This is a genomic window from Arthrobacter sp. B3I9, from assembly GCF_030816935.1.
Taxonomy (GTDB): domain Bacteria; phylum Actinomycetota; class Actinomycetes; order Actinomycetales; family Micrococcaceae; genus Arthrobacter.
The window spans coordinates 3,464,051-3,485,589 of the sequence record NZ_JAUSYO010000001.1 but is presented as its reverse complement, the minus strand read 5'-3'; the positions used below and the strand labels follow the sequence as shown (position 1 = coordinate 3,485,589).

At 65.3% G+C, this 21,539-nt stretch carries 23 protein-coding genes; 15 read left to right on the top strand and 8 right to left on the bottom strand.

Going from position 1 to position 21,539, the window contains the following annotated elements:
* The 3 genes from QFZ65_RS16105 to QFZ65_RS16095 all read right to left on the bottom strand — a co-directional run bounded on the left by QFZ65_RS16105 (position 1) and on the right by QFZ65_RS16095 (position 967).
* On the bottom strand, positions 1 to 396 hold the full coding sequence (locus QFZ65_RS16105; RefSeq protein WP_306911728.1) for a TfoX/Sxy family protein: 396 nt from the start codon (positions 394 to 396) through the stop codon (positions 1 to 3).
* A 66-nt stretch (positions 397 to 462) separates the two neighbouring features.
* Positions 463 to 744 (bottom strand): hypothetical protein, encoded by a 282-nt coding sequence (locus QFZ65_RS16100; protein WP_306911727.1) that lies wholly within the window; start codon positions 742 to 744, stop codon positions 463 to 465.
* A complete protein-coding gene (locus QFZ65_RS16095; RefSeq protein ID WP_306911725.1) occupies positions 704 to 967 on the bottom strand; it encodes a hypothetical protein in 264 nt (87 codons plus the stop codon). The genes QFZ65_RS16100 and QFZ65_RS16095 overlap by 41 nt, the downstream gene beginning before the upstream one ends.
* A gap of 308 nt (positions 968 to 1,275) precedes the next feature.
* Between QFZ65_RS16095 and QFZ65_RS16090 the strand changes: the two genes are divergently transcribed.
* From QFZ65_RS16090 to QFZ65_RS16080, 3 genes are all read left to right on the top strand, one after another.
* Entirely contained in the window at positions 1,276 to 2,535 is a 1,260-nt protein-coding gene (locus QFZ65_RS16090; RefSeq protein ID WP_306912615.1) for an ATP-binding protein, read from the top strand.
* 144 nt (positions 2,536 to 2,679) lie between these two features.
* Positions 2,680 to 3,141, top strand: a complete 462-nt coding sequence (locus tag QFZ65_RS16085; RefSeq protein WP_306911723.1) for a hypothetical protein — start codon at positions 2,680 to 2,682, stop codon at positions 3,139 to 3,141.
* Positions 3,142 to 3,150: 9 nt separating this feature from the next.
* Positions 3,151 to 3,561 (top strand): MerR family transcriptional regulator, encoded by a 411-nt coding sequence (locus QFZ65_RS16080; protein ID WP_306911722.1) that lies wholly within the window; start codon positions 3,151 to 3,153, stop codon positions 3,559 to 3,561.
* Between the two features lie 32 nt (positions 3,562 to 3,593).
* On the opposite strand, the gene QFZ65_RS16075 is transcribed toward QFZ65_RS16080, so the two are convergent.
* Positions 3,594 to 4,082 (bottom strand): hypothetical protein, encoded by a 489-nt coding sequence (locus QFZ65_RS16075; protein ID WP_306911721.1) that lies wholly within the window; start codon positions 4,080 to 4,082, stop codon positions 3,594 to 3,596.
* 99 nt (positions 4,083 to 4,181) lie between these two features.
* On the opposite strand from QFZ65_RS16075, the gene QFZ65_RS16070 reads away from it, so the two are divergent.
* The 5 genes from QFZ65_RS16070 (at position 4,182) to QFZ65_RS16050 (ending at position 8,549) form a co-directional block, all read left to right on the top strand.
* On the top strand, positions 4,182 to 4,934 hold the full coding sequence (locus QFZ65_RS16070; protein ID WP_306911718.1) for a DUF998 domain-containing protein: 753 nt from the start codon (positions 4,182 to 4,184) through the stop codon (positions 4,932 to 4,934).
* Positions 4,897 to 5,496 (top strand): dihydrofolate reductase family protein, encoded by a 600-nt coding sequence (locus tag QFZ65_RS16065; RefSeq protein ID WP_306911716.1) that lies wholly within the window; start codon positions 4,897 to 4,899, stop codon positions 5,494 to 5,496. The genes QFZ65_RS16070 and QFZ65_RS16065 overlap by 38 nt, the downstream gene beginning before the upstream one ends.
* Before the next feature lie 95 nt (positions 5,497 to 5,591).
* Positions 5,592 to 6,572 (top strand): helix-turn-helix transcriptional regulator, encoded by a 981-nt coding sequence (locus tag QFZ65_RS16060; RefSeq protein ID WP_306911714.1) that lies wholly within the window; start codon positions 5,592 to 5,594, stop codon positions 6,570 to 6,572.
* Positions 6,569 to 7,462, top strand: a complete 894-nt coding sequence (locus QFZ65_RS16055; protein WP_306911712.1) for an SDR family oxidoreductase — start codon at positions 6,569 to 6,571, stop codon at positions 7,460 to 7,462. The genes QFZ65_RS16060 and QFZ65_RS16055 overlap by 4 nt, the downstream gene beginning before the upstream one ends.
* Before the next feature lie 109 nt (positions 7,463 to 7,571).
* Positions 7,572 to 8,549, top strand: a complete 978-nt coding sequence (locus QFZ65_RS16050; RefSeq protein WP_306911709.1) for an aldo/keto reductase — start codon at positions 7,572 to 7,574, stop codon at positions 8,547 to 8,549.
* A 101-nt stretch (positions 8,550 to 8,650) separates the two neighbouring features.
* On the opposite strand, the gene QFZ65_RS16045 is transcribed toward QFZ65_RS16050, so the two are convergent.
* Positions 8,651 to 9,046 (bottom strand): helix-turn-helix domain-containing protein, encoded by a 396-nt coding sequence (locus tag QFZ65_RS16045; RefSeq protein ID WP_306911707.1) that lies wholly within the window; start codon positions 9,044 to 9,046, stop codon positions 8,651 to 8,653.
* 98 nt (positions 9,047 to 9,144) lie between these two features.
* Between QFZ65_RS16045 and QFZ65_RS16040 the strand changes: the two genes are divergently transcribed.
* Positions 9,145 to 10,008, top strand: coding sequence for an SDR family oxidoreductase (locus QFZ65_RS16040; RefSeq protein ID WP_306911705.1), 864 nt, complete (start codon positions 9,145 to 9,147; stop codon positions 10,006 to 10,008).
* A gap of 144 nt (positions 10,009 to 10,152) precedes the next feature.
* Here QFZ65_RS16040 and QFZ65_RS16035 read toward each other — a convergent pair whose 3' ends face one another.
* On the bottom strand, positions 10,153 to 10,605 hold the full coding sequence (locus QFZ65_RS16035) for a DUF4383 domain-containing protein (protein WP_306911703.1): 453 nt from the start codon (positions 10,603 to 10,605) through the stop codon (positions 10,153 to 10,155).
* A 295-nt stretch (positions 10,606 to 10,900) separates the two neighbouring features.
* Between QFZ65_RS16035 and QFZ65_RS16030 the strand changes: the two genes are divergently transcribed.
* Positions 10,901 to 12,139: a S8 family serine peptidase gene (locus QFZ65_RS16030; protein WP_306911701.1), complete on the top strand. Its 1,239-nt coding sequence runs from the start codon at positions 10,901 to 10,903 to the stop codon at positions 12,137 to 12,139.
* A 686-nt stretch (positions 12,140 to 12,825) separates the two neighbouring features.
* Here the strand turns inward: QFZ65_RS16030 and QFZ65_RS16025 are convergent.
* The gene (locus QFZ65_RS16025; RefSeq protein WP_306911699.1) at positions 12,826 to 13,614 is read right to left on the bottom strand and encodes a DeoR/GlpR family DNA-binding transcription regulator; all 789 of its coding nucleotides are present in this window, start codon (positions 13,612 to 13,614) and stop codon (positions 12,826 to 12,828) included.
* Positions 13,615 to 13,719: 105 nt separating this feature from the next.
* Positions 13,720 to 16,086 carry a 4-hydroxythreonine-4-phosphate dehydrogenase PdxA gene (gene pdxA / locus QFZ65_RS16020; RefSeq protein WP_306911697.1) on the bottom strand — a complete coding sequence of 789 codons (2,367 nt, stop codon included), beginning with the start codon at positions 16,084 to 16,086 and terminating at the stop codon, positions 13,720 to 13,722.
* A gap of 189 nt (positions 16,087 to 16,275) precedes the next feature.
* Here pdxA and QFZ65_RS16015 point away from each other — a divergent pair, with 189 nt between their 5' ends.
* From QFZ65_RS16015 to QFZ65_RS15995, 5 genes are read left to right on the top strand one after another with little or no spacing between them, the layout of a single operon-like run.
* On the top strand, positions 16,276 to 17,850 hold the full coding sequence (locus QFZ65_RS16015; RefSeq protein WP_306911695.1) for an ABC transporter substrate-binding protein: 1,575 nt from the start codon (positions 16,276 to 16,278) through the stop codon (positions 17,848 to 17,850).
* Positions 17,851 to 17,853: 3 nt separating this feature from the next.
* Positions 17,854 to 18,789 (top strand): ABC transporter permease, encoded by a 936-nt coding sequence (locus tag QFZ65_RS16010; RefSeq protein ID WP_306911693.1) that lies wholly within the window; start codon positions 17,854 to 17,856, stop codon positions 18,787 to 18,789.
* A complete protein-coding gene (locus QFZ65_RS16005) occupies positions 18,786 to 19,727 on the top strand; it encodes an ABC transporter permease (RefSeq protein ID WP_306911692.1) in 942 nt (313 codons plus the stop codon). Before QFZ65_RS16010 ends, QFZ65_RS16005 begins: the two co-directional genes overlap by 4 nt.
* Before the next feature lies 1 nt (position 19,728).
* Positions 19,729 to 20,673 carry an ABC transporter ATP-binding protein gene (locus tag QFZ65_RS16000; RefSeq protein ID WP_306911690.1) on the top strand — a complete coding sequence of 315 codons (945 nt, stop codon included), beginning with the start codon at positions 19,729 to 19,731 and terminating at the stop codon, positions 20,671 to 20,673.
* Positions 20,666 to 21,499 carry an ATP-binding cassette domain-containing protein gene (locus QFZ65_RS15995; protein WP_306911689.1) on the top strand — a complete coding sequence of 278 codons (834 nt, stop codon included), beginning with the start codon at positions 20,666 to 20,668 and terminating at the stop codon, positions 21,497 to 21,499. The genes QFZ65_RS16000 and QFZ65_RS15995 overlap by 8 nt, the downstream gene beginning before the upstream one ends.
* The last annotated feature ends 40 nt before the right edge of the window (positions 21,500 to 21,539 follow it).

Genomic DNA, 21,539 nt, shown 5'->3' with positions numbered 1-21,539 from the left:
CTACTTCTTCGCGGCCTTGGCCTTCGGCGCGCCTGCGGATTTCGGAGCCTTGGGCGGCAGCGTGCTCACGTGCTCGAAGGCCTTTTCCACCCAAGCCTTGGCCCGGGCCTCATCGCCGTCGCCCTCGGCGTTCCAGATCTCCGGCAGCCCGGTATAGCCGCCCATGGGGCGTTCGGGCGGCCCGAACGGCACGGTCCGTTCGGTGCTTTCGAGCTCTTCCTTGTCGGCCGCGGCCAGCTTCACGCCGATGGTGGGGCCGAACAGACCGGCGAACATGTTGCCGTTGATGAACGCCCCGAGGTTTCCGAACATCGGCTTGATGACCACCTCGGGGTGGTCGGGGAGCACTGAGCGGAAGTGCTCCTTGTCGGCGTCGGACGCTTTGGGCATTTCCATGGTCTCCTCCGGGAACTGGTCAACGACAGGTCTTCCTGCAGGATATGCCCGCGACCGAGGTTCCGCTTAGCGCCCGTACCGAACGTGGTAGGGGTTTTGCGTGATGCTGCCCCCGTTGGTGGTGAAGTAGCCGAACCCGTCGAAGTGGGCAGGAGTCACTTGGGACCGGTGTGTGCGGAGGAAGTCGCCCCACCGGCCTTCGGTCGCGGTGGATCCGTCCTGGTACCAGACGACGAAGCCACCGAGGATCCCGTACGCTGTGGCTGCTTCGTCCCTCGGGCCACCCCACGCCACCGCGATCCCGACCTCATTGTTCGAGCTCAGCGACAGCGCTGTACGTGAAGACATAGCCGGGGTTCCACACCTGGAGTTCGCTGGCGGTCTTCCATGTGGACGTGTTGATGCGCACCACCCGGGTATAGGGCTGCGGGTAGTTGGGGTTCTCACCGGCGGCGCTGCGCGGCGCCGTCCAGGAGAACCAGAGACTCCCGTCTTGCCATCCCACGCTGCCGGGCTGAAGATTCGTGAGCGGGATCCGGACGACGACGCGACCGTTCCCAGAAGCGTCCACGGCGACTAGCAGGTTGCGGTTCGAGTAGGACAGATGCGGCTGGTCCAGGAACGCCGCGGCGACGTCGAGGTCGGAGGCGACGAAGTCGACAAAGGACCACGCGGACTTCGGCTTCGAGCCGACGTCGGCGGCTGTTCCCCAGGCGAGGGTCTCCGACCAGACCGCCGGCGAACGACGGGAGGATGACGCTATGACACGCTGTTAGCGGGGCCGGCCGATGCACCGGTTAGCGAAGCACAGGCTACAGTGCCCACAACAGGACACCGACACGGTGGTTTACTCATCTTAGGGTGCTTTATTAGAAACTAATAAAGCCGTATAAAGGTAGTAAGGTCGGTTCTGAGGATCCGGTAAATAACCCTTACACCCCCAATGCTGGTGCTACTCCAGAGATCGTCATAGGACGAGACGAGTTGCTGGAGGATTTTAAGGTGCTCCTGCGCCGCCTTGACCGCGGGCGCACGAACCAATCTATGATCGTTACAGGTCTGCGTGGCGTGGGGAAGACCGTCCTGCTGGGCGAGTTCCGTCAGATAGCCGAGGAGTTCAAGTGGAGAGTCCTTGAACTAGAGGCCAGCAAGCATGATGACAGCCATTTCCGGCAGACGGTGTACTCACAACTTCGGGCGGCGCTCTTTCAGATTTCGCCAAAGGCCAAATGGGGAGAAAAGGCGAGGAGAGCAGCTCAAGTTCTCCAGTCCTTCAGCCTTTCCATCGACCCGGCGTCCGGTGCTCCGACGTTGTCGCTGGACGTCGACCCCGCCGAGGGGTTTGCGGATCACGGGAACCTCACGCTGGACGTGACCGACGTGCTGGTTTCCATCGGCGAAGCTGCGCGGGAACATGCGACAGGGCTGGTTCTGCTGTTCGACGAAGTCCAGTTCCTGAGTCAGCCGCAGCTGGAAGCCGTCATTCAGGCAATACACAAGACAGTCCAAAGAAAGCTTCCCGTGACCTTCGTTGGAGCCGGACTGCCCCAAATCGCGGAGCTTGCCGGCGATGCTAAATCATATGCCGAGCGGCTTTTTAAGTTTCCCAAAATCGGATCTCTTGATGTGGAAGATGCGAAGAAGGCCCTCGCCGAGCCCGCCCACCTTGAAGGTGTTTCGTTCAATGACGACGCCCTAGACCGGGCGTTTGAGCTAACGGAGGGCTACCCATACTTTGTCCAAGAGCTTGGCTATCAGGTATGGGCAGTGGCAGACGGCGAAACCATCACACTTGAAGACGTGGAGGACGCAAAAGACGCATACGAGGCCAAGCTTGATTCGTCCTTCTTCCGGGTCCGTTTGGATAGGGCCACTCAACTGCAGATTGCCTATATGCGCGCCATGGCACAGCTCGGTCCAGAGTCTCAAAAGGCGGCGGACGTGGCTGGTGTAATGGGGAGGGAATCCACGCAACTGGCCCCCACCAGGTCTGAGCTCATCAACATGGGGTTGCTCTACACTCCCTCGCACGGCTACGCAGGGTTCACCGTCCCTCACTTCGACCGCTTCATGCTCCGAGCTGTGCCGGACCTGGACGTTCCTCCTGTCCAGAAGAGACGTTCAAAGGGCAAGAGTTAACTGCCGCGGGACCGGCCAGTTTCGAGGACACCGGCTGCTTCTTGACTCGCAGAACCTCGGCAAGTCCAGGGCCGCTGCGGGCATCGAGCACTCAGAGTAGCCTGCCTTGACTCCGCACTGCGGTTCATAGTTGAAGATGGCGCTATGACACTTCACAACGCCTTGCGTGTAGTTCGTTTGTCGGCCCTTTACGACCTTGTCGTCACCGCGGGGTTCGCCTTCGTTGCGACGGCCACGGTCATTTTCGACATGCTCGGTGCGCTCCACCAGAACCTCGGCCTGACCGGTCTAACGCCGGACCCTCACGACCCGTTTACGGTGATGTTCGCTAACCTCATGGGCAGCGTCGTGACTGTATGGGCGCTCTTCCGCATCTTTCGTCCGTCGTTGTCCGCGGCAGCAGCTGACGTGGGAGCACGAGTACTGTTCTCACTCGGGATGTCTGCAGCTCTGGTGCAGGGTGCGTCACCGCTCGTGCTCGTTATGCTCATCCTCGAGATTGCCTGGGCTCTGGCTCAGAGTATTGCGCTTCTCGCGGCTCGTCGCGCACGAACCTCGAGTGGGTCGCCGGCGGACACAGTTCCCGCAATCGCGGCAGCGTCCTAGGCTTCGACCATGAGAATTGCAGAACTTGCCGGGCGGGCACGAGTGAAAGTTTCCACTGTGCGGTTCTATGAGCGCCGCGGATTTCTTGCCCAGCCCCCGCGCACCACGGGCGGTGATCGCGACTATGACGACACGGCACTTACCCAGCTGCGATTCCTTCGGCGCGGCCAGGAACTCGGCTTCACTCTCAATGAGCTGACCGACTTCACCGCGCTGTCCGCAGGACTGCGCTCCGGAGTTGTCGACGTCGGCTCGGTAACCGCCGCCGCCGTCGACAAGCTCCAGGAGATCGATGGTCGGATCCAGGATCTGCAGCGCACGCGCGACGCTCTCGAGACGCTCCTGCACCAGCAGCGCATCGATCCGAATGAGGAATGCCCAATCGTGCAAGCACTCAGTGTCGAGTCATCGACACGTTGATTGGCGACCACGGAGTCCGGTCGCGGCGTCCCCTACATCCGGCCCGCGGCAAGGTCCGCGTCAGCATCAGGATCCGCCACGCCGGCCTCTCGAACAGTAGTTGGTGGCGCAGGCTCTTCACTAGACTTCTGGGAGGAGCGCCATACGCCTACGCCGGCCGCGACGGCGGCTAGCAATCCGCCGATCCACAACCACTTCCGTGCAGCCGAACGTCCTCCACCAACCACTTCCGTGTCCGCCACCTCAGCAGCGCCCTTCGGCCCAACACGCTTCAAGCGTTCCTGGACCCGAGGAGTCAGTGTCTCCACCCCGCCCGCTAGCTCGTCGGCGAGGCGCCGAAGGAGCGACTGGAGGCGGGGGGACGCTGTTTCAATCCCGGTATCCAGCCCGGCGACCGCTCTTTGCAGTGCTGTCTGCACGCCGGGCGTGGCCCATTCCCTGCCCTTGGCCAAATGGGTCATGAGATTCTCAGAAAGACGGTGGACCTGCTCGGTTTCAGTCATGGGTTCTGCCGTACGCATGGGTGCCTCCTTGTGCGATGGTGCGATGGATGCCCATAGCCTACGACGGGCAGCACGATAGAAACAGGCTGCCCTTGCGATCAGCGCCTAAACTTAGCCATGGATCCAGGAGCTTCGGCTACCCCTCTCGCTAGGCGGCGGGTTGAATCGGCCGCGTGGGCGGGCATGACGGGGGCCGTCCTTTTTGTATCCGTTTTCACGATTTGCGGGTGGCTCACCCCCGGTTACTCCTGGACCGCCATGTTTGTCAGCGAGTTGTCCCTTGGTCCCTTGGGGTGGGTCCAGGTCCTGAACTTCGTGCTCACCGGCACCCTTGTGCTGGTGTTCGGCCGTGGTCTCACCGAACCTTCTGGCTCCGGCGCAGCTTCCCGTGCCGGGCCCGTTTTGGTGCAGGTCGTCGGGCTGGGCCTGCTTGCCTCGGGACCGTTCACCACTGACCCGTCAGCACTGTTCGGACAAGCCAGTGTCCACGGCGTCGTGCATGGCGTCTTCGGTGCCCTCGTATTCACTCTCGCACCTGTCAGCTGCTTCGTTTTCTACCGGTCCTTCCGCCGAAACCCGGACTGGCGCTCATTGCGGGGATGGACCCTGGCATGCGGTGTTGTCCTTACCCTCGGGATCGTCCTGCTCAAGATCAGTCAGCAGCCGGAGAGCGGCCTGTTCGAGTGGAAGGGCCTGGTGCAACATGCAATTCTGGTCACGTTCTTTACGTGGATCTTCACCGTCGCTTTCCGCCTTGGCCGCGTGCATGGGGGGCGGGAGCACCCTGTGAGCCGGTTAAGCTCCGGTTTCCCAGCACATCGAAGGAGTAACCATGGGCAAAGTCATCGCATCAATCACCACGTCCGTTGACGGATTCATTACCGGCCCTGAAGACGGACCACGGTACGGCCTGGGCAAGGGCGGAGAACGCCTGCACTACTGGGTCATGGGTGGTGCGTGGACCTACGACGGAGGACATAACTTCGCGATGCACGGGCCCGACAAGGACTTCTACGACAACCTGGTCGCTGGCTTCGGCGCCGGCATCGTCGGCCGCGGGATGTATGACGCCGCGGGGGCCTGGGGAGGGACCAACCCCTTCCCCGGCCCGCTGTTCGTGCTCACCCACCGCACGGAGGGCCAGCCAGCGGCCGAAGCGGGCTTCACCTTCGTGTCCGGGCTCGATGAGGCGCTGGCACAAGCGATAGAGAAGGCCGACGGCGCCGATGTCGCCATCGGAGGCGGTGCGGACGTGATCCGGCAGGCGCTGGCCGCGGGCCGGCTGGACGAACTGGTGCTCTCAACAGCACCAGTGATCCTGGGCGCCGGCAAGCGTCTGTTCGATGGGTTCGATCACGACGTCAACCTCGTGATCGTCAAGACCGTCAGCTCCACGTACGCTACGCACGTGCGGTACGCCGTCCAGAAGTGAAGTAGACCTCCGCGGATATCCGCCACTACAGCTCAGGGTTGGGGGTGTCTGATAGACACTGCCGCCGCCCGAACGGGCTGCGTAACGTGGTGGACGTGGACAGAAATAACGACATCCGTGAGTTCCTGATCTCGCGTCGGGCGAAGATCAGCCCGGAGCAGGCCGGTATCCCCAGCTACGGAGAGCTGCGCAGAGTTCCCGGCCTGCGCCGTGAGGAAGTGGCGCAGCTCGCAGGAGTCAGCACTGATTACTACACCCGGCTCGAACGCGGCAGCATCCGCGGTGTCTCAGACTCGGTGCTCGAGGCAGTGGCCGCTGCCCTTAACCTCGACGAGGCTGAGCGGGCGCACCTGATGGACCTGGCGCGGGCGGCCAACATGCCCTCGCGCCGGGCACTGCAGCGGCCACCGCAGCAACGGGTCCGTCCCGGGGTGCTGCGCCTGCTGGACGGAATGACCGGCGTGGTCGCTATGGTGCAGAACGGCCGTTCGGACGTGCTGGCTGCAAACCTGCTAGGCCGGGCGCTGTACGCGCCGGTGTTCAGCTCCGCCGCACCGTCGGGGCCGGACACCCCGGTCCGGCTGCCTAACCAGGCGCGCTACCTCTTCCTTAATCCGGGCGCAGGTGACTTCTACCCCGATTGGCGCGCCATCGCCGCCACCACGGTCGCGATGCTGCGCTCGGAATCTGGGCGCAACCCGCACGACCGGGCGCTCAACGAACTGGTCGGTGAGCTGACTACGCGCAGCGGCCTGTTCGCCGCGTTATGGGCAGGACACGACGTGCGGATCCACACCACAGGGACCAAGCGCTTCCACCACCCGGTCGCTGGGGACCTGTCGCTGCAATACGAGACGCTGGACCTTCCCGGCGATGAAGGCCAGACCCTGTTCACCTTCACCGCAGAGCCCGGCTCCGCGTCCGCAAACGCGCTGGCGTTCCTCGCCAGCTGGGCATCAACGCCTCCCGAAACAACCACTGCCGGCGAAACCGCCGGCGGATCCACCGTCCCTGATGTGCGCACGCAGAGCGCTGCCGGGAACACGCACCCCGGGAAAGACAGAACCACACCATGACTGAACAGAACACTACCGAACAGAACACCGTGACCGGACAGCCGCACGACATGGGCAGGAAGGTCTGGTTCATCACCGGCGCCGGCCGCGGGATGGGGACCGACATCGCAAGGGCCGCTCTGGCCGCCGGACACGCCGTGGTCGCCACCGGCCGCAACCCGGAAAAGATAGCCCAGGCTGTGGGCGAAAACGAGAACCTGCTGGCCGTAGCGCTCGACGTCACCGACCCCGCCGCGGCGGAAGCGGCCATCCAGGCCGCCGTTGAGCGGTTCGGCAAGATCGACGTGCTGGTAAACAACGCCGGCAACTTCTACGCAGGCTTCTTCGAAGAAATCACCCCGGGCGACTTCCGGGCACAGATCGAAACCACCCTGTTCGGGCCCATCAACGTCACCCGTGCAGCCCTGCCGGTCCTGCGCGCCCAGCGCTCTGGCCTGCTGGTCACGATTTCCTCCACCGCGGGCATCGCCGGACAGGAGTTCTGCACCGCTTATGCCGCATCGAAGTTCGGCGTAGAGGGCTGGCTCGAGTCGCTGGCCCCTGAAGTCGCTCCGTTCGGGATCCGCACCATGCTGGTGGAGCCCGGGTTCTTCCGCACCGAGCTCCTCAGCCCGGAATCCACCAGCTTCGCCGAATCGAGCATCGAGGACTACGCCGACCGCACCGAGCAGACCGTCACCGCTTGGCAAGGCATGAACGGCAAGCAAGGCGGGGACCCGGCCAAGCTCGCCGACGCCCTGATCCAACTAGCCGAGCTGGACGAGCCGCCACTGCGTTTTGCCGCCGGCGCTGACGCCGTCGCAACCTTTGAGCAGAAGGCCAAGGAGCTGCTCGCTCAGGCCGACGCCCACCGCGAACTCTCTTCCAACCTCGCCCACAACAACCCCTAACCGCCCGCCCAAAGCTCACCTGGTGTCCTGCATCTTGCTAAGGGCACGGGGCCGGCCCCGGCGCGCGCGACCACCAGCCCCCACCACCACAGAAAGACAGATTCATCCCATGAAGAATTCAGCACTGGGCGCATTGAGCGTCTCCCGGATTGGTCTGGGCGCCATGACCATGGCCGGGACCTACACCACCGGCGGCAGTACCGACGACGACGAGTCGATCCGCACAATCCATCGCGCGATAGATCTCGGTGTCACGCACATCGACACCGCCGAGGTCTACGGGCCGTTCCACAGCGAAAAGGTCGTTGGTCGGGCGATCAAGGGCCGCCGTGACCAAGTAGTGGTCGCCACTAAGTTCGGCCTGTTATCCCACACCGAGGGACGCGGTCTCATCGACAGCAGCCCCGCGAACGTCCGCGCCGCCGTCGAGGGATCTCTCAAGCGCCTCGGCACCGACCACATCGACCTCTACTACCAACACCGGGTCGACCCGAATACCCCCATCGAGGACACTGTCGGCGCCCTGGCCGAATTAGTCGCAGAAGGCAAGGTCCTCCACATTGGCCTGTCCGAAGCCAGCCCCTCCACGATCCGCCGCGCGCATGCGGTCCACCCCCTGGCAGCTTTGCAGACCGAATACTCCCTGTGGACACGCGACCCCGAAACCGAGATCCTCCCGCTGCTGCGCGAGCTCGGTATCGGCCTCGTGCCGTACTCACCGCTCGGGCACGGCCTCCTGACCGGGCAGATCCGCACTGTTGACGACTTCGCTGACGACGACTGGCGCAAAACCAACCCACGCTTCACCGCCGAGAATTTCCAGCGCAATCTCCGGATCGTCGACGAGGTCCGGGCCATCGGCGCCGAAACCGGAGCGAGCCCCGCCCAGACCGCACTTGCATGGCTGCTGACCCGAGGCAACGACGTAGCCCCGATCCCCGGCACGAAACGGGTGGGTCGCGTCGAGGAGAACACCGCAGCCGACAGTATCGAGCTCAGCACGGCACAAATCGACCGGCTGGACAGGCTCACTCCCGCCGCCGGTGCACGCCATGACGACGCGAACATGGCCAGCATCGACGGTTGAACACGGAAACACTGACAGCTGCAGCCGCCCGCCCTGAAGTGAGGTGCGGGCGGCTTCAGCTGTTCAAAGGAACTGCATGCGCGCAGAACCACACCCCGTCGTCAGTCGGGGCGCTGCCCGTTGATGATGTCGTCGGCGTTTTCGAAGGCCCAGGCCACCAGCGGAACCAGCAGGGCGCTCAACTCATAGCCGCGCTCGGTGAGGCTGTAGTCCACCCGCGGCGGAATGACCGGCTGGGCTTTCCGGCTGACCAGGCCGTCGCGCTCAAGGGTCTTCAGGGTCTGGGCCAGCATTTTCTCGCTGACGCCCTCTGCACGCCGTCGCAGTTCGCTCCAGCGCTGCCCGCCCTCCGATAAAGCAAGCAGAATCAGCACGCCCCACTTGCTGGTGATGTGGTCGAGCAGCGTGCGGCTGGGGCACCCGGCCGGAAATACGCCGTCGGCGAGGGCTGCCGGGAGGCGCGTGGCATGGGCAGAATCAGCCGTACTAACGTCCATGCAGGTACCTTACCTGAAAGTGCGTACTCTCTTTCGGGAAGCAACTTCGAAAAGCCTTTGTTGGCATCGGTGATAGACACCAAATCGAAAGGAAACCCATGAGCATCGTCATCACCGGCGCAACCGGCCAGCTGGGCCGCCACGTAGTCGAGGCACTGTTGGAGCGCCACGTTCCCGCGGAAGACATCGTGGCCACGGGGCGCTCCATTGAAAAGCTCGCAGACTTCGCCGCGCGCGGCGTCCAGGTCAAGGCCATGGACTACACCGATCCCGCCTCCGTGGCGGAGGCGTTAAAGGGGGCGCAGAAGGTGCTCCTCATTTCCGGCAGCGAGGTGGGGCAGCGGGTGGAGCAGCACCGAACCGTCATCCAGGCCGCGAAGGCAGAAGGTGTTGAACTGCTCGCCTACACGAGCATCGCCAACGCGGACACCACAGCGATGAAGCTGGCAGTCGAGCACCAGGAAACCGAGGCCATTCTGCAGGAAGCGGGCGTTCCTTTCGTTCTTCTTCGCAATAGCTGGTACCTGGAGAACTACACCGATCAGCTGCCCGGCACGCTCGCACAGGGTGGGATCGCCGGAAGCGCCGGGGAGGGCCGGGTCAGCGCAGCTTCCCGCGCTGACTACGCCCACGCTGCTGCTGCTGTGCTGGTTGCCGACCACCAGGCCGGCAAGATTTACGAGCTGGGCGGCGATGAACCCTTCACCATGGCGGAACTTGCGGCAGAGATCAGCGCCGCCACCGGCAAGGAAATCTCCTACCAGGACCTCCCCGCGCAGGAGTACGCCGGAATGCTGGCTGGCGTCGGAGTGCCGGAAGCCTTCGCGGAGATCCTGGCTGATTCTGACCTGGGGATTGCCCGCGGTGACCTCCTGGTCAGCGCCGGAGACCTGCGCACGCTGATCGGACGCCCCGCCACCTCCTTGGCCGAAGCTGTCCGCTCAGCCACGGCCTCTGCCTGACCTGCAGCCGAGTGCCGCGGCCTCTGCGGGCATAACGCTGCGCAGCAGGGGAACGCAGGAAACGGCAATGGCCCCGATAACAGCGGAAGCTGCGATCGGGGCCATCGCCGGTCTTAATGCGGCCGGTGGCCGCGGGGGAGTGCCTCAGGCGCGCGCCTTGGCGCGGCCCTTGGTGAGGATCACGGCCAGGGCCACCATCCCGACGCCGAGCAGCAGGTGCAGGATGTTGTCGAAGCCGTTCAACGGGACGAAGTTGCCGTCCGAATCCTGGGGGACCACCAGGCCGTAGACGAAAAGGACCAGGTAGATGATGCCGCCGTAGAGGAGGAAGGAGCGGGCTGCAGTGGCGGTCCGGGCCATGGCGATGCCGGCTACGCCGAAGAGCAGGTGGACGATGTTGTGCAGGGCCGAAACCTGGAAAAGGCCCAGCAGCATGGCCTCGGAGTGGTGGCCGGCGAGGCCCAGTTGGTCGTAGTTGCCCGTGATTCCCGGAACGAAGCCCAGGATGCCGACCAGCAGGAACACTGCGCCGACAACCATCGATGCCTTTTGGACGTTGGTACGGGCGGCCATACCGGTCCTGGTTTGTGTTGCCATGGTGATCTCCTAGATGTGCTGTGCGTTTATGGATCAGCTTTCTTCGTGCCAACCCAAGGGGTTACCCCAGCTATTCGTTTGCCGTCACATTTCGGATGGGTTGTCGCCGAAATATTTTTTTGGCGGGGCGCATGCCTATGGCGGCGTGCCGCCGTCGTGCCGCTGTAGCCGCGCGGTTAGCCGCCGGGCGACTGCCTCCACCACCATCGGCGGGCGCTGGGTTTGGAAGGAAACTCATCTGTTAATTAGGCGGCAGGCACTATCTAGCGTCCGGTGATCGGGGCAAGATGACCCCATGAAAAAACTTGTTGTGGCCAGTTTCGCAGCGGCAATGATGGCGTTTGGCGGAATTACCCTTGCCGCCCCAAGCAACGCGGCCCAGTCCTCGCCAATGACGGGGCAGATCATGGTGAAGTTCCGCGACGACGGTGCCGCGGTGGGCGTCCTGGGCCTGCAGGGCCTCAGCGATGGACCGGGCAGCGGCAGCACCGGAGCGCACGTGGTCAAAGTACCGGCCGGTACAGAACTCCAATTCGCGGATGCTCTAAGCCGGAACCCGGCAGTCGAGTACGCCGAGCCGGACCAGCCCGCTACTGCCGCCGCTGCGGACGACCCGTATTTCCCCCGGCAGTACGCACTGCAAAACGAGGGCCAGTCATTCAACAACACCGCCAACACGCTGACCGTGGCACCCGGCAAAGCGGACGCCGACGTCGACGCCGTCGAGGCGTGGAGCGTCACCACCGGCAAGGGCATCAAAGTGGCTGTTCTCGATTCCGGTGTCGCAACCGACAACGACGACATCAACCCGCAGGTTGTTGCACGCGCCAACTTCAGCAACGCGAAAACCAACGAGGACAAGTACGGCCACGGCACCCACGTCGCCGGCATCATCGCCGCCGTTGCCAACAACACGGAAGGCGTCGCAGGCGTGTGCCCGGATTGCAAAATCTTGGCCGGCAAAGTGCTGAACGACAGCGGGGCCGGATTCACCTCAGACCTTGTGGATGGGATCAACTGGGCGGTCGGTGCCGGCGCAAAGGTGATCAACATGAGCCTCGCCGTGCGGGCGTCACGCACGCTCGAAACTGCCGTCAACAACGCCTGGAAAAAAGGCGTGGTGCTCGTTGCGGCAGCAGGCAACACCGGCAGCCAGACCATGATGTACCCGGGCGCCTACCAGAACGTCATTGCCGTGGGGGCAACCGACAATACAGACGCCAAGGCATCGTTCTCCACCTTCGGCCCGTGGGTGGATGTCGCAGCGCCCGGCGTCAGCGTCTACTCGACGTTCCCGAACCACGACTTCGTCCTGGCGACGCAGAGCGGTCGCTCGCAGGGTTATGACATCGGCAGCGGCACGTCGATGGCCACGCCGGTTGTCGCCGCCACTGCCGCTCTTGTCTGGAGCAAGGATCCCGCGGCCGCCAACTCCGCGGTACGCGCCAAGGTGGAGTCAACCACCGACGCAATCGATGGCGTAGGCACCTACTGGGCGCACGGCCGCGTGAACGCCAACAACGCCGTCCGGTAGGTACCGGCCTTCGCTGCAGCCGCGAAGGCGCAGCCTAGTTCACACTCGAGGGACGTCGGGCACAGTGAATGGATGGCCCGGGCCTACGCCATCGGGATCGGTAACGGCTGTTTCCGGAAAGCCGGGAGAATTCTTGGTCTGTCGCTGGACGATCAGCCGGGCTACTTATTAGAGTTTCTAACTACGGAAACCGGCAGGGGCGCAAACAGCGCCTAGGGAGGAGGAGCGCATCACCGCTGACCAATACCAGAGATCAACTGCCCAACCCGACGAAAGCCCCTCCGTAGGGGCTTTCCCTATTTACCCGCCAGCATGAATCGGACACGGTCCGGCTGTGCGAGCACGCCTAGGGGTGGGAAAGTCTTTGCCGGCCTGACGGTGCAGGCGACGGCGCAGGATTGCCGCTGAAGAAACCGCCGGCTGCTTGACGGCTCCAACGGAGCCCGGACCGGTGTTTAGGTGTCCAGGGGGCCTGGGTACTGCGCGAGAACCACACGTGACGGAAACCGACTTAGGCTTCAATTCACGGCTGTCCTCCTGATCAGGATGCGCCTTAAGCGGCGCAAAAGCGAACGGCGCCTGGGTATGAGCCTAGATTCACCCCTAATCGATCTTCCGGCAGACGCTGAGCAAGCCCAGCCTGCTCATGAGGACGCTAACTCTTCAGGCCAGTTCCAAACGGCGCGCTAGGAAGCAGCAGCCCCCCCTACAACAACTGCCACCGCGACCTCAACCCCCGCGTCCCGGAACTTCTGCACCTGCTCCGGGTCGGCGCCGTCGTCCGTCACCAGCGTCCAGGGCAGCGCCAGGCGCGCCCACGCGTGGAACGGCCGCAGCCCGAGCTTGGACGAATCCGCCAGTACATACACAGCATTCCCGCGCCTGGCCATGAGCTCCTTGAGCCGGGTCTGGGCGTGGTCGGCCTCGCAGATGCCGTCCTCGGCGGTGACGGCGTCGGCGCCCAGGAACACCCGGTCAAAGCTCATCCGCTCCAGGGACGCCTCGGCCAGCGGCCCGACGAAGCTCTGGCTCAGGTTCCGCAGCCGGCCGCCCAGGCAGTCGACCTCGATGCCGTCGGAATCGGCCAGCTCCTGCAGCGTGTTGATCCCCGGCGTGGTGACGGAAAGCGGGTCAAAATTGCGCAACTCGTGCGCCAAGGCACCCACGGTGGAGCCGGCGTCGAGCAGGAGGTTCTCGCCGGGCCGGATCACGGATGCCGCCCAGCGGGCGATGGCGTGCTTCTGCTCGAACGCTTCGCCGGTGCGCTGCCGGAGTGACGCCTCGGGGTGCGCGCCCAGGGCCATCGCGCCGCCGTAGGTCCGGGCCAGCCGGCCCTGCCCGTTCAGCAGCGCAAGGTCGCGGCGGATGGTGGAGGCGGTGACCTCGAACCGGGCGGAGAGCTCCTCCACGGACGCCAGACCGGTGGTGACCGCCAGGTGGTAGATCTCCTCGCGCCTGGCATGTGCCGACAGCATTCCCGGTCTCCTTCCCGTGGCAGTGGTAACCATGCTAGTTCCCGCCCGGGGCTACTGCCCGCAGCATCGCCCTGTGCCTTCTCAACCGGCCCCCTGCGTGAACGACTACGCGGCCACGCTGGGCCGGGTGGCCATCTCGGCCGCCTGGTGCAGCGCCTCCACCATGCTGCGCGGATCGGCGATGGCCTTGCCGGCGATGTCGAAGGCGGTGCCGTGGTCCACGGAGGTCCGGATCACCGGCAGGCCCACCGTGATGTTGACGCCGGCCTCGATGCCCAGCACCTTCACCGGGCCGTGCCCCTGGTCGTGGTACATCGCCACCACCAGGTCGTAATCGCCGCGGCCGGCCAGGAAGAACAGGGTGTCCGCCGGCAGCGGTCCGGTGACGTCGATCCCGTCAGCCTGTGCGGCCTTTACACCGGGCTCGATCTTCTCGGCTTCCTCGCCCTGCCCGAACAGCCCGCCCTCGCCGGCGTGCGGGTTGATGGCGCAGACCCCGATCTTCGGGTTGGGGATGCCGGCGCGGACCAGGGCCTCGTGGCCGCGGCGGATGGTGCGCTCCACCAGGTCCGGATTGATCTTGCGGATGGCATCCATGAGCCCGATGTGCGTGGTCACGTGGATGACCCGGATCTTGGGCGAGGAGAGCATCATGGACACTTCCTCCGTGCCGGTGAGCTGCGCCAGCAGCTCGGTGTGCCCGGGGAAGATGTGCCCGGCCGAGTGCAGCGCCTCCTTGTTCAGCGGCGCCGTGCAGATGGCCTGCACTTTCCCGGCCATGGCCAGCTCGCTGGCCACCCGGATGTACTCGTACGCGGCGTGGCCGGCCACCGGGGAGAGCCGGCCCCACGGCAGGTCCTCCGGCAGCAGCGCCAGGTCCACCACGTTCACCCGGCCCGGCGTGAACACGGCGTCCTCCACGTTCTCGATGCTCTGGATGTCCGCCTCGATCCCCAGGATGTCCGCGGCCTGGCGCAGGCGCAGCGCGTCGCCGATCACCACGGGCCGGCACTCGGCGTTGCTCTGCGGATCCAGCACGGCTGCCACCACCACCTCCGGCCCCACTCCGGCACCGTCGCCCATGGTGACGGCCACGATGGGAAGGGCGGTCTGCTCGGTCTTGCTGATTGCGGCGGTTGTCATTTCTGCTCCAGATCGTTCGGAAGTCTTGCCGGGAAGGGTGTTGGCGGGTGCTTGCGCGGACTGGCCGCGGCGCTCCCGGATTTCGTCGTAAAGCTGCACGAGGGCGAGGTCATCGCCGAAGCTGCCGGGCTTGGTGCCCACCAGCGTTCCGGTGTCGGCGCGGCTGAGTACCGCCCCGTGCTGCACTGCCGCGAGCGGCACCAGCGTGTGGAGGCCGACGGCGTCCAGGACTTCCCGGGCCGTCTCACCCCCGGTGAGGATGAGGTCCGCTTCCAGTCCCTCCGCGGCCTGGGCTGCGAAGGAGGACAGCGACTGGACGATGCTGAGCGCCCGTGCCGCGTCCACTTTTCCTTCGGCCACGGTGACGGCCACGTTGGTGCCTGCCGCCAAAGCCAGCCTGGTCTCCTGCAGTTGCGGCCCGTACGCACCGGCGGCACCGGCGTGCTGCGGGTGCAGCCTTATTACTTCGAAGCCGCGCGCCTCCAGCTGGACCAGCTGCGCCTGAGCGGTTCCCGAAGCGGAGCCGACGACGGCGAGCACCGGTTTGGTTCCCTGGTGCGGGTCCGCACTGGTTGCGAGAGTTTGTTCCATAGATTGCGCGTTTCGCGCACCGTGCGCAGCGAGCCGCTGCGCAAGGACGTCCGCCGTTCCACCGGTACCCACCAGCACAATGCGGCGGTCTCCGGCGGTGAAGCCCAGCTCCAAAAGGGCGTCCACAACACTTTCCAGGTCCTGGACAGTTTCGCCGTCGGCCACTACCAGCGCGGGCTGTCCGGACTGCAGCAGTGCGGCCAGTTTCGCGGCAAGCTTTACGGACCGAACCTCGGCCAAGGCCAAGGTCTGTACCGAGGCCGGATCCTCGGGGCGGAGGAGGGACGGAATATCAGCAGGCGGGGCTGAAAGTTCCGCCTGCCACAACTCCGTCTGCGCCAGATGAGCCCCGGCAGCGAACGGCTTGCCGTCGCGGACCGAACGCTTCAGCTGGGGGAGAGCCCCCGCAACTACCGCATGGTATCCAAGGCGAATCAGCGCACTGACCTCTGCGCGGACGTTGCCGCGCCACAGGGAGTCGATCTTTTTAAAGGACACCTGTGCGCCTGCAGCGGCGGGACCGGAGAATGCCTCCACCACCAGCGCTTCGGCGACGGAATCAGCCAGGCCGCGTGAATGCGTATCGGCGACCACCACGTCGGCAACCGGCCCCGGGGAGGAGGAGGCGCCGTCGTGCGTTCCAAGCAGAACCTGCGCACTCAGCCCGTGCTGCACAAAGCAGCAGCCGACCTCTGCGGCGCCTGAGAAATCGTCGGCCTGCACAAATACGGAAGCCACGATGCTCCTCTCCACGCGGTAGTCGGCCGGACCCCGCGGAAGAGCGGGATGCTTCCTCCACATCATGTCACGGTTGCGCGAATCACGCTAGATGGGTTGCGCAATTTGCGCATGGGTGGCAAAGTGATGCACACAACATCGGCGCAGCCAATCGGCCGGCAGCCGTCCCGATTAACCGAGAGGTCAACGATGACCGTTCTTCCTCAAGGAAGTGAGATATCCCGCCGCCGCCTGCTGCAGTTCGGTGCCGCGGCCGGATTTCTGCTGGGTACCGGCAGCCTCGCCGGCTGTGCCGGCCCCACCGGCCTGCCGGGACCCAGCACCCTGACCCTGGCCCTCAACCGGTCCTTGGTCAGCCTGGACAACAAGCTGAACCAGTTCGACGCAGCCGTCACTGTCCAGCGCTCGGTCCGCCAGGGCCTTACCGCCATCGGCCCCGAAACCAAGCCCGTCCTGGTCCTGGCCGAGCGCTTCGAGATGACCGGCCCCACCGAATGGACCGTCACGCTCCGCGAAGGCATCCGCTACTCGGACGGCCGCCCGGTCAAGATCGAGGACGTGGCCACCGCGCTGAAGATGTACAAGCAGGTGCAGGGGTCCTTCGTGGCCGGCTTCTTCCCCGAATTCCCCGAGGTGGTGCCGGTGGATGACCGCACCTTCAAGATGGTGTCCCAGAAGCCCGTCCCCATCCTGGATTCGCTGATGAGCATGATCCTGATTACCCCGGCCGCGCAGAACAAGCCGGAGGAACTGCAGGAAGGCGTGGGCACCGGCCCGTACGTGGTCACCAAATTCAACCGCGGCGCCGGCACCTACAGCCTCAAGCGCAACGAGAACTACTGGGGCCCGAAGCCCGAGGTGGAGAACGTGGAAGTCCGGTTCCTCCCCGAGGAATCCAGCCGCGTCATCGCGCTGCGCAGCGGCGAGGTGGACATCATCGACTCCATCACGCCCGACTCCCGTGAACAGCTCGCCGGGCTTCCCGGTGTCCAGCTGAAGGAAGCGTCCAGCCTCCGCCTGAACCAGATCTTCTACAACTTCCGCAAGCCGGCGGGGCACCCGCTGGCCGACGTCCGGGTCCGCGAAGCCCTCAGCTGGGCCATTGACGGCGAGTCGCTGGTGAAGGACGTGCTGGTGGATTCCGTCAGCCAGGCGGAGGGCGTCACGCCGTCCAGCCTCACCGGTTACCACAAGACCGGCACCTACACCTACGATCCAGAGAAGGCCAAGGCCCGGCTCGCCGAGCTCGGGGTCAAGGACCTCACCCTGAAGATCATCTGGGAAACCGGCGAGTTCGCGTCCGACACCTCTGTCATGGAGGCCCTGGTGGAAATGTTCGGCGCCATCGGTGTGAAGACCGAGCTGCAGCAGTTCGAACCCGGCGGCAACATCCTCGCCTGGCGCCAGGGCAAGCAGGGCGACTGGGACCTGCTGGGCAACGGCTTCAGCAGCCCCACCGGCCTGGCCATCACCATGATGCAGGGCATGTACGCGGGCACCCCCGAGAAGGAAGCCACCCGCGACACCTACCAGGGTTACGTCTTCCCCGACGTGCAGGCCAAAATCCAGGCGGCGTCCTCCGAGGTGGATGCCACCCGCCGGCAGGAACTGCTCGCAACTGCGCAACAGGCCATTTGGGACACCTGGCCCTGCGCCTGGGCGTTCGTGCCCAAGTCGGTCCTCGCCCAACGGGACCGCGTGTCCGGCATCAACCTGGCACCCACCAACTCCTACCCGCTCGTTGATGCACGGCTGGAGGCCTAAGCCATGACGAACTACATCCTGAAGCGCGTGGGACAGGGGCTGCTCACCGTGTTCCTCACGGTGTCCACTGTGTTCATCCTGATCCGCCTGGCCCCGGGCGATCCCGCCGTGTCCTACGCCGGGCCGCTGGCCACCACGGAACAGCTGGACAAAGTCCGCGAGCAGTTCGGCCTGAACAAGCCCCTGATCGAGCAGTACTGGATCTTCCTGCAGCAGCTGCTCAGCGGCAACCTTGGCCAGTCCTACTCGTTCCAGGCCCCCGCCCTGCAGGTGGTGGCGGAAAGGATGCCGTACACGCTGACCCTGGCGACGGCGTCGATCCTGCTCACCGCCGTCGTCGCCATACCGCTGGGCGTCTGGATGTCCCGCCGACCTGACACCGGCAAGGAACTCGGCGTCAACGTCCTGACCATCGCGGGACAGTCCATGCCCGACTTCTGGACCGGCATCATGCTCCTCACCGGCTTCGCCGTCCTCATCCCGATCTTCCCGGCCTCCGGCTTCGCAACCTGGGGCGGGCTGGTCCTTCCCACCATCACCATCGCCATCCTGCAGATCGCCCTGATCTCCCGGATGGTCCGGCGGGAAATGACCGCCAACTTCGCCGCACCGTACCTCACAGTCGCCCGCTCCCGCGGCGTCCGGAACTCGATCCTCACGTGGCGCTACGCCATGGGCAACTCCGCCATCCCCGTGTTCACGGCCCTCGGCACCCGGTTCGCCGCCATGCTCAACGGTGTGGTGGTGGTGGAGGTGGTGTTCGCCTGGCCCGGCGTCGGCTCCCTGATTGTGCGGGCACTGGAAACCCGCGACTACCCCCTCATCCAGGCCACGGTCCTCCTCACCGCGCTGCTGGCGGTGGGCGTCCAGCTGCTCATCGACCTCGCCTACCCGCTACTCGATCCCCGCGTTCGTCTTGGAAAGGCGGCATCAGCATGAGCCTCAGCGACACCGCAACGGCCGGTTCCTCCGGAATCCCCGCAGGGCTGCCTGCCCGGCAGCCTAGCCCCAGCGCCGTCACCAAAGCGGACATTGCCAAGGCGGGCGCCACCCGCCGCCGTAATGCCGCCAAGTGGAAGCTCATCGTGGGCACCATCTGCACCCTGCTGGTGATCATCCCCATCATCCTGGCCCAGGTGCTCCCGCTGCCGGACGCGAACTTCCAGGACCTCTCCGCCCGGCGCCTGCCGCCGTTCACGGACGGGCACCTGTTCGGCACCGACCAGCTGGGCCGCGACCTGCTCTCCCGCGTGCTGCACGGCGGCCAGGTCTCGCTGACCATCGGCGTCCTCGCGGTGCTGGTCTCCGGTGCCATCGGCATCATCCTCGGCGCGGCCGCCGGCTACTTCGGCGGCTGGGTGGACACCATCGTCTCCCGTGTCCTCGAGGCGCAGATGTCCCTGCCGCTGCTCATGATGCTGCTGCTGGTGGTGGCCCTGTTCGGCCCCTCCATCCCGGTCATCACCTTCGTGATCGCCATCGCCCAATGGCCGGAAGTCGCCCGTCTCACCCGCTCCATGGTGCTGGTGGAACGCGAGAAGCCCTACGTCTCCGCCGCGCGGATCCTGGGCCTGCACCGGATCCAGATCCTGATCCAGCACATCATCCCCAACGTGATCAAGCAGGCCACGCTGGTGGTCCTGCTCCTGCTGGCCCAGGCCGTGCTGCTGGAAAGCGCGCTCAGCTTCCTCGGCGCCGGCCCGCAGCGACCCTTCGCCACCTGGGGCCGCATCATCTCCGACGGCCAGGACTACATCACCACCTCCTGGTGGATGGTCACCCTGCCCGGCCTCGTCATCGTGCTCATGGTGGTGGGCGTGAACCTGCTGGGCGACGGCCTCCGCGACCGTCCCCGCCGCAAGAAGAAGGGTGCCTGACATGACCGCACAACCCGAGACTTCCGCCCACCGGGAACAGCCGCTCCTTGAAGTCCGCGACTTCCAGGTGGAACTGATCACCGACGCCGGCATCATCCGCGCCGTGGACTCCGTCAGCTTCAGGATCCACCGGGGAGAGACGGTCACCATCATCGGTGAGTCCGGTTCCGGCAAGTCGACGACGGCGATGGGCATCCTCCGCCTGCTGCCCGAGGACCTTGCGGTGCTGTCCGGCACCGTGCTGATCGACGGCGTCGACATCACCGCCGATCCCAAGGCCATCGGCAAGGTGCGCGGCAAGACCCTCGCCCTGATCCCGCAGGACCCCATGACGGCGCTCAGTCCGGTCCACTCGATCGGCAGCCAGCTGTTCGAGGCCATCCGGATCGCCGGGGCCGCCTCCAAGGACAAGGGAGCCCTGCAGGCCCGGGCCGTCCGCCTGCTGCAGCAGGTGCACATCCCCACTCCGGAAAAGCAGCTGAAAAAGTACCCGCACCAGCTTTCCGGCGGCATGCTCCAGCGCGTCCTGATCGCCATTGCCCTGGCCAGCGAGCCGCAGCTGCTGGTGGCGGACGAGCCGACGTCGGCCCTGGACGTCACGGTGCAGGGCGGCATCCTGGACCTGCTGCTGGAACTGCAGGAACAGCGCGGCATCGGCATCCTGATGATCACGCACGATCTCGGTGTGGCCCGGCTGATCTCGGACCGCATCCACGTGATGAAGGACGGCTCGTTCGTCGAGTCCGGCGAGGTCCAGCAGATCGTGGACCACCCCGCCACCGAGTACACCCGCGCCCTGCTGGCCGCCGTGCCCGTCCTGGGGCCGTGGGACGAGACCCCCGACGCCTCCCCGCGCCGTCCAACCGGACGCCGTTCCCGCGGCGCCCACGCCGCCCCCGAAACCACTGATCCTGCCCTGACCCAGACCGGAGCAAGCCATGACTAAGCCGTTCCTCGCCGTCGAAAACCTCGTGGTGGACTACCACGTGCCCGGCGGCACCTTCCGGGCCGTCGACGACGTGTCCTTCTCGGTGGACAAAGGCAAGACGATCGCCGTCGTGGGTGAATCCGGCTGCGGCAAATCCACCGTGGCCAAGGCGCTGATGCGGCTGGTCACGCCCACCGGCGGCCGGATCGAACTCGACGGGACGGACATCGCCGCCATGAGCGAATCAAAGCTCCGTCCCATGCGCTCGAAGTTCCAGATGGTGTTCCAGGACCCCTACGGATCGCTGGACCCGCACATGACCGCACAGGAAATCGTGGCCGAACCGCTGAAGCTGCAGGGCGTGCGGTCCAAGGCGGAGCGGCACAAGGCCGCCGCCAAGCTCATCGACCAGGTGGGCCTGCCCATCCAGTCCCTGGACAAGCACCCGGCGGAGTTCTCCGGCGGCCAGCGCCAGCGCATCGGGATCGCCCGGGCGCTCGCATCCAAGCCCGAACTGCTGGTCTGCGATGAAGCCACCAGCGCCCTGGACGTGTCCGTGCAGGCGCAGGTGCTCCGGCTGCTGAAGTCCATCCAGGACGAAACGGGCATCACCTACGTGTTCATCTCGCACAACCTTGGGGTGGTGCAGGAAATCAGCGATAGCGTCATGGTGATGCAGCGCGGCAAGCTGGTTGAGCACGGCACCACCGCGTCCGTCCTGACCGCCCCCAAGGAGGACTACACCCGCAAACTGCGCCGTGCGGCGCTGGACCCCTCCACCATGCAGGGCCTGAAGCCGCGGCACCTGGTCCGCTCCCTGGCGCTCGCCAACCAAGCCAGCTGAGCCCCCTTTCCCAGCACCCTTCCCACCGACTCCCACCGAC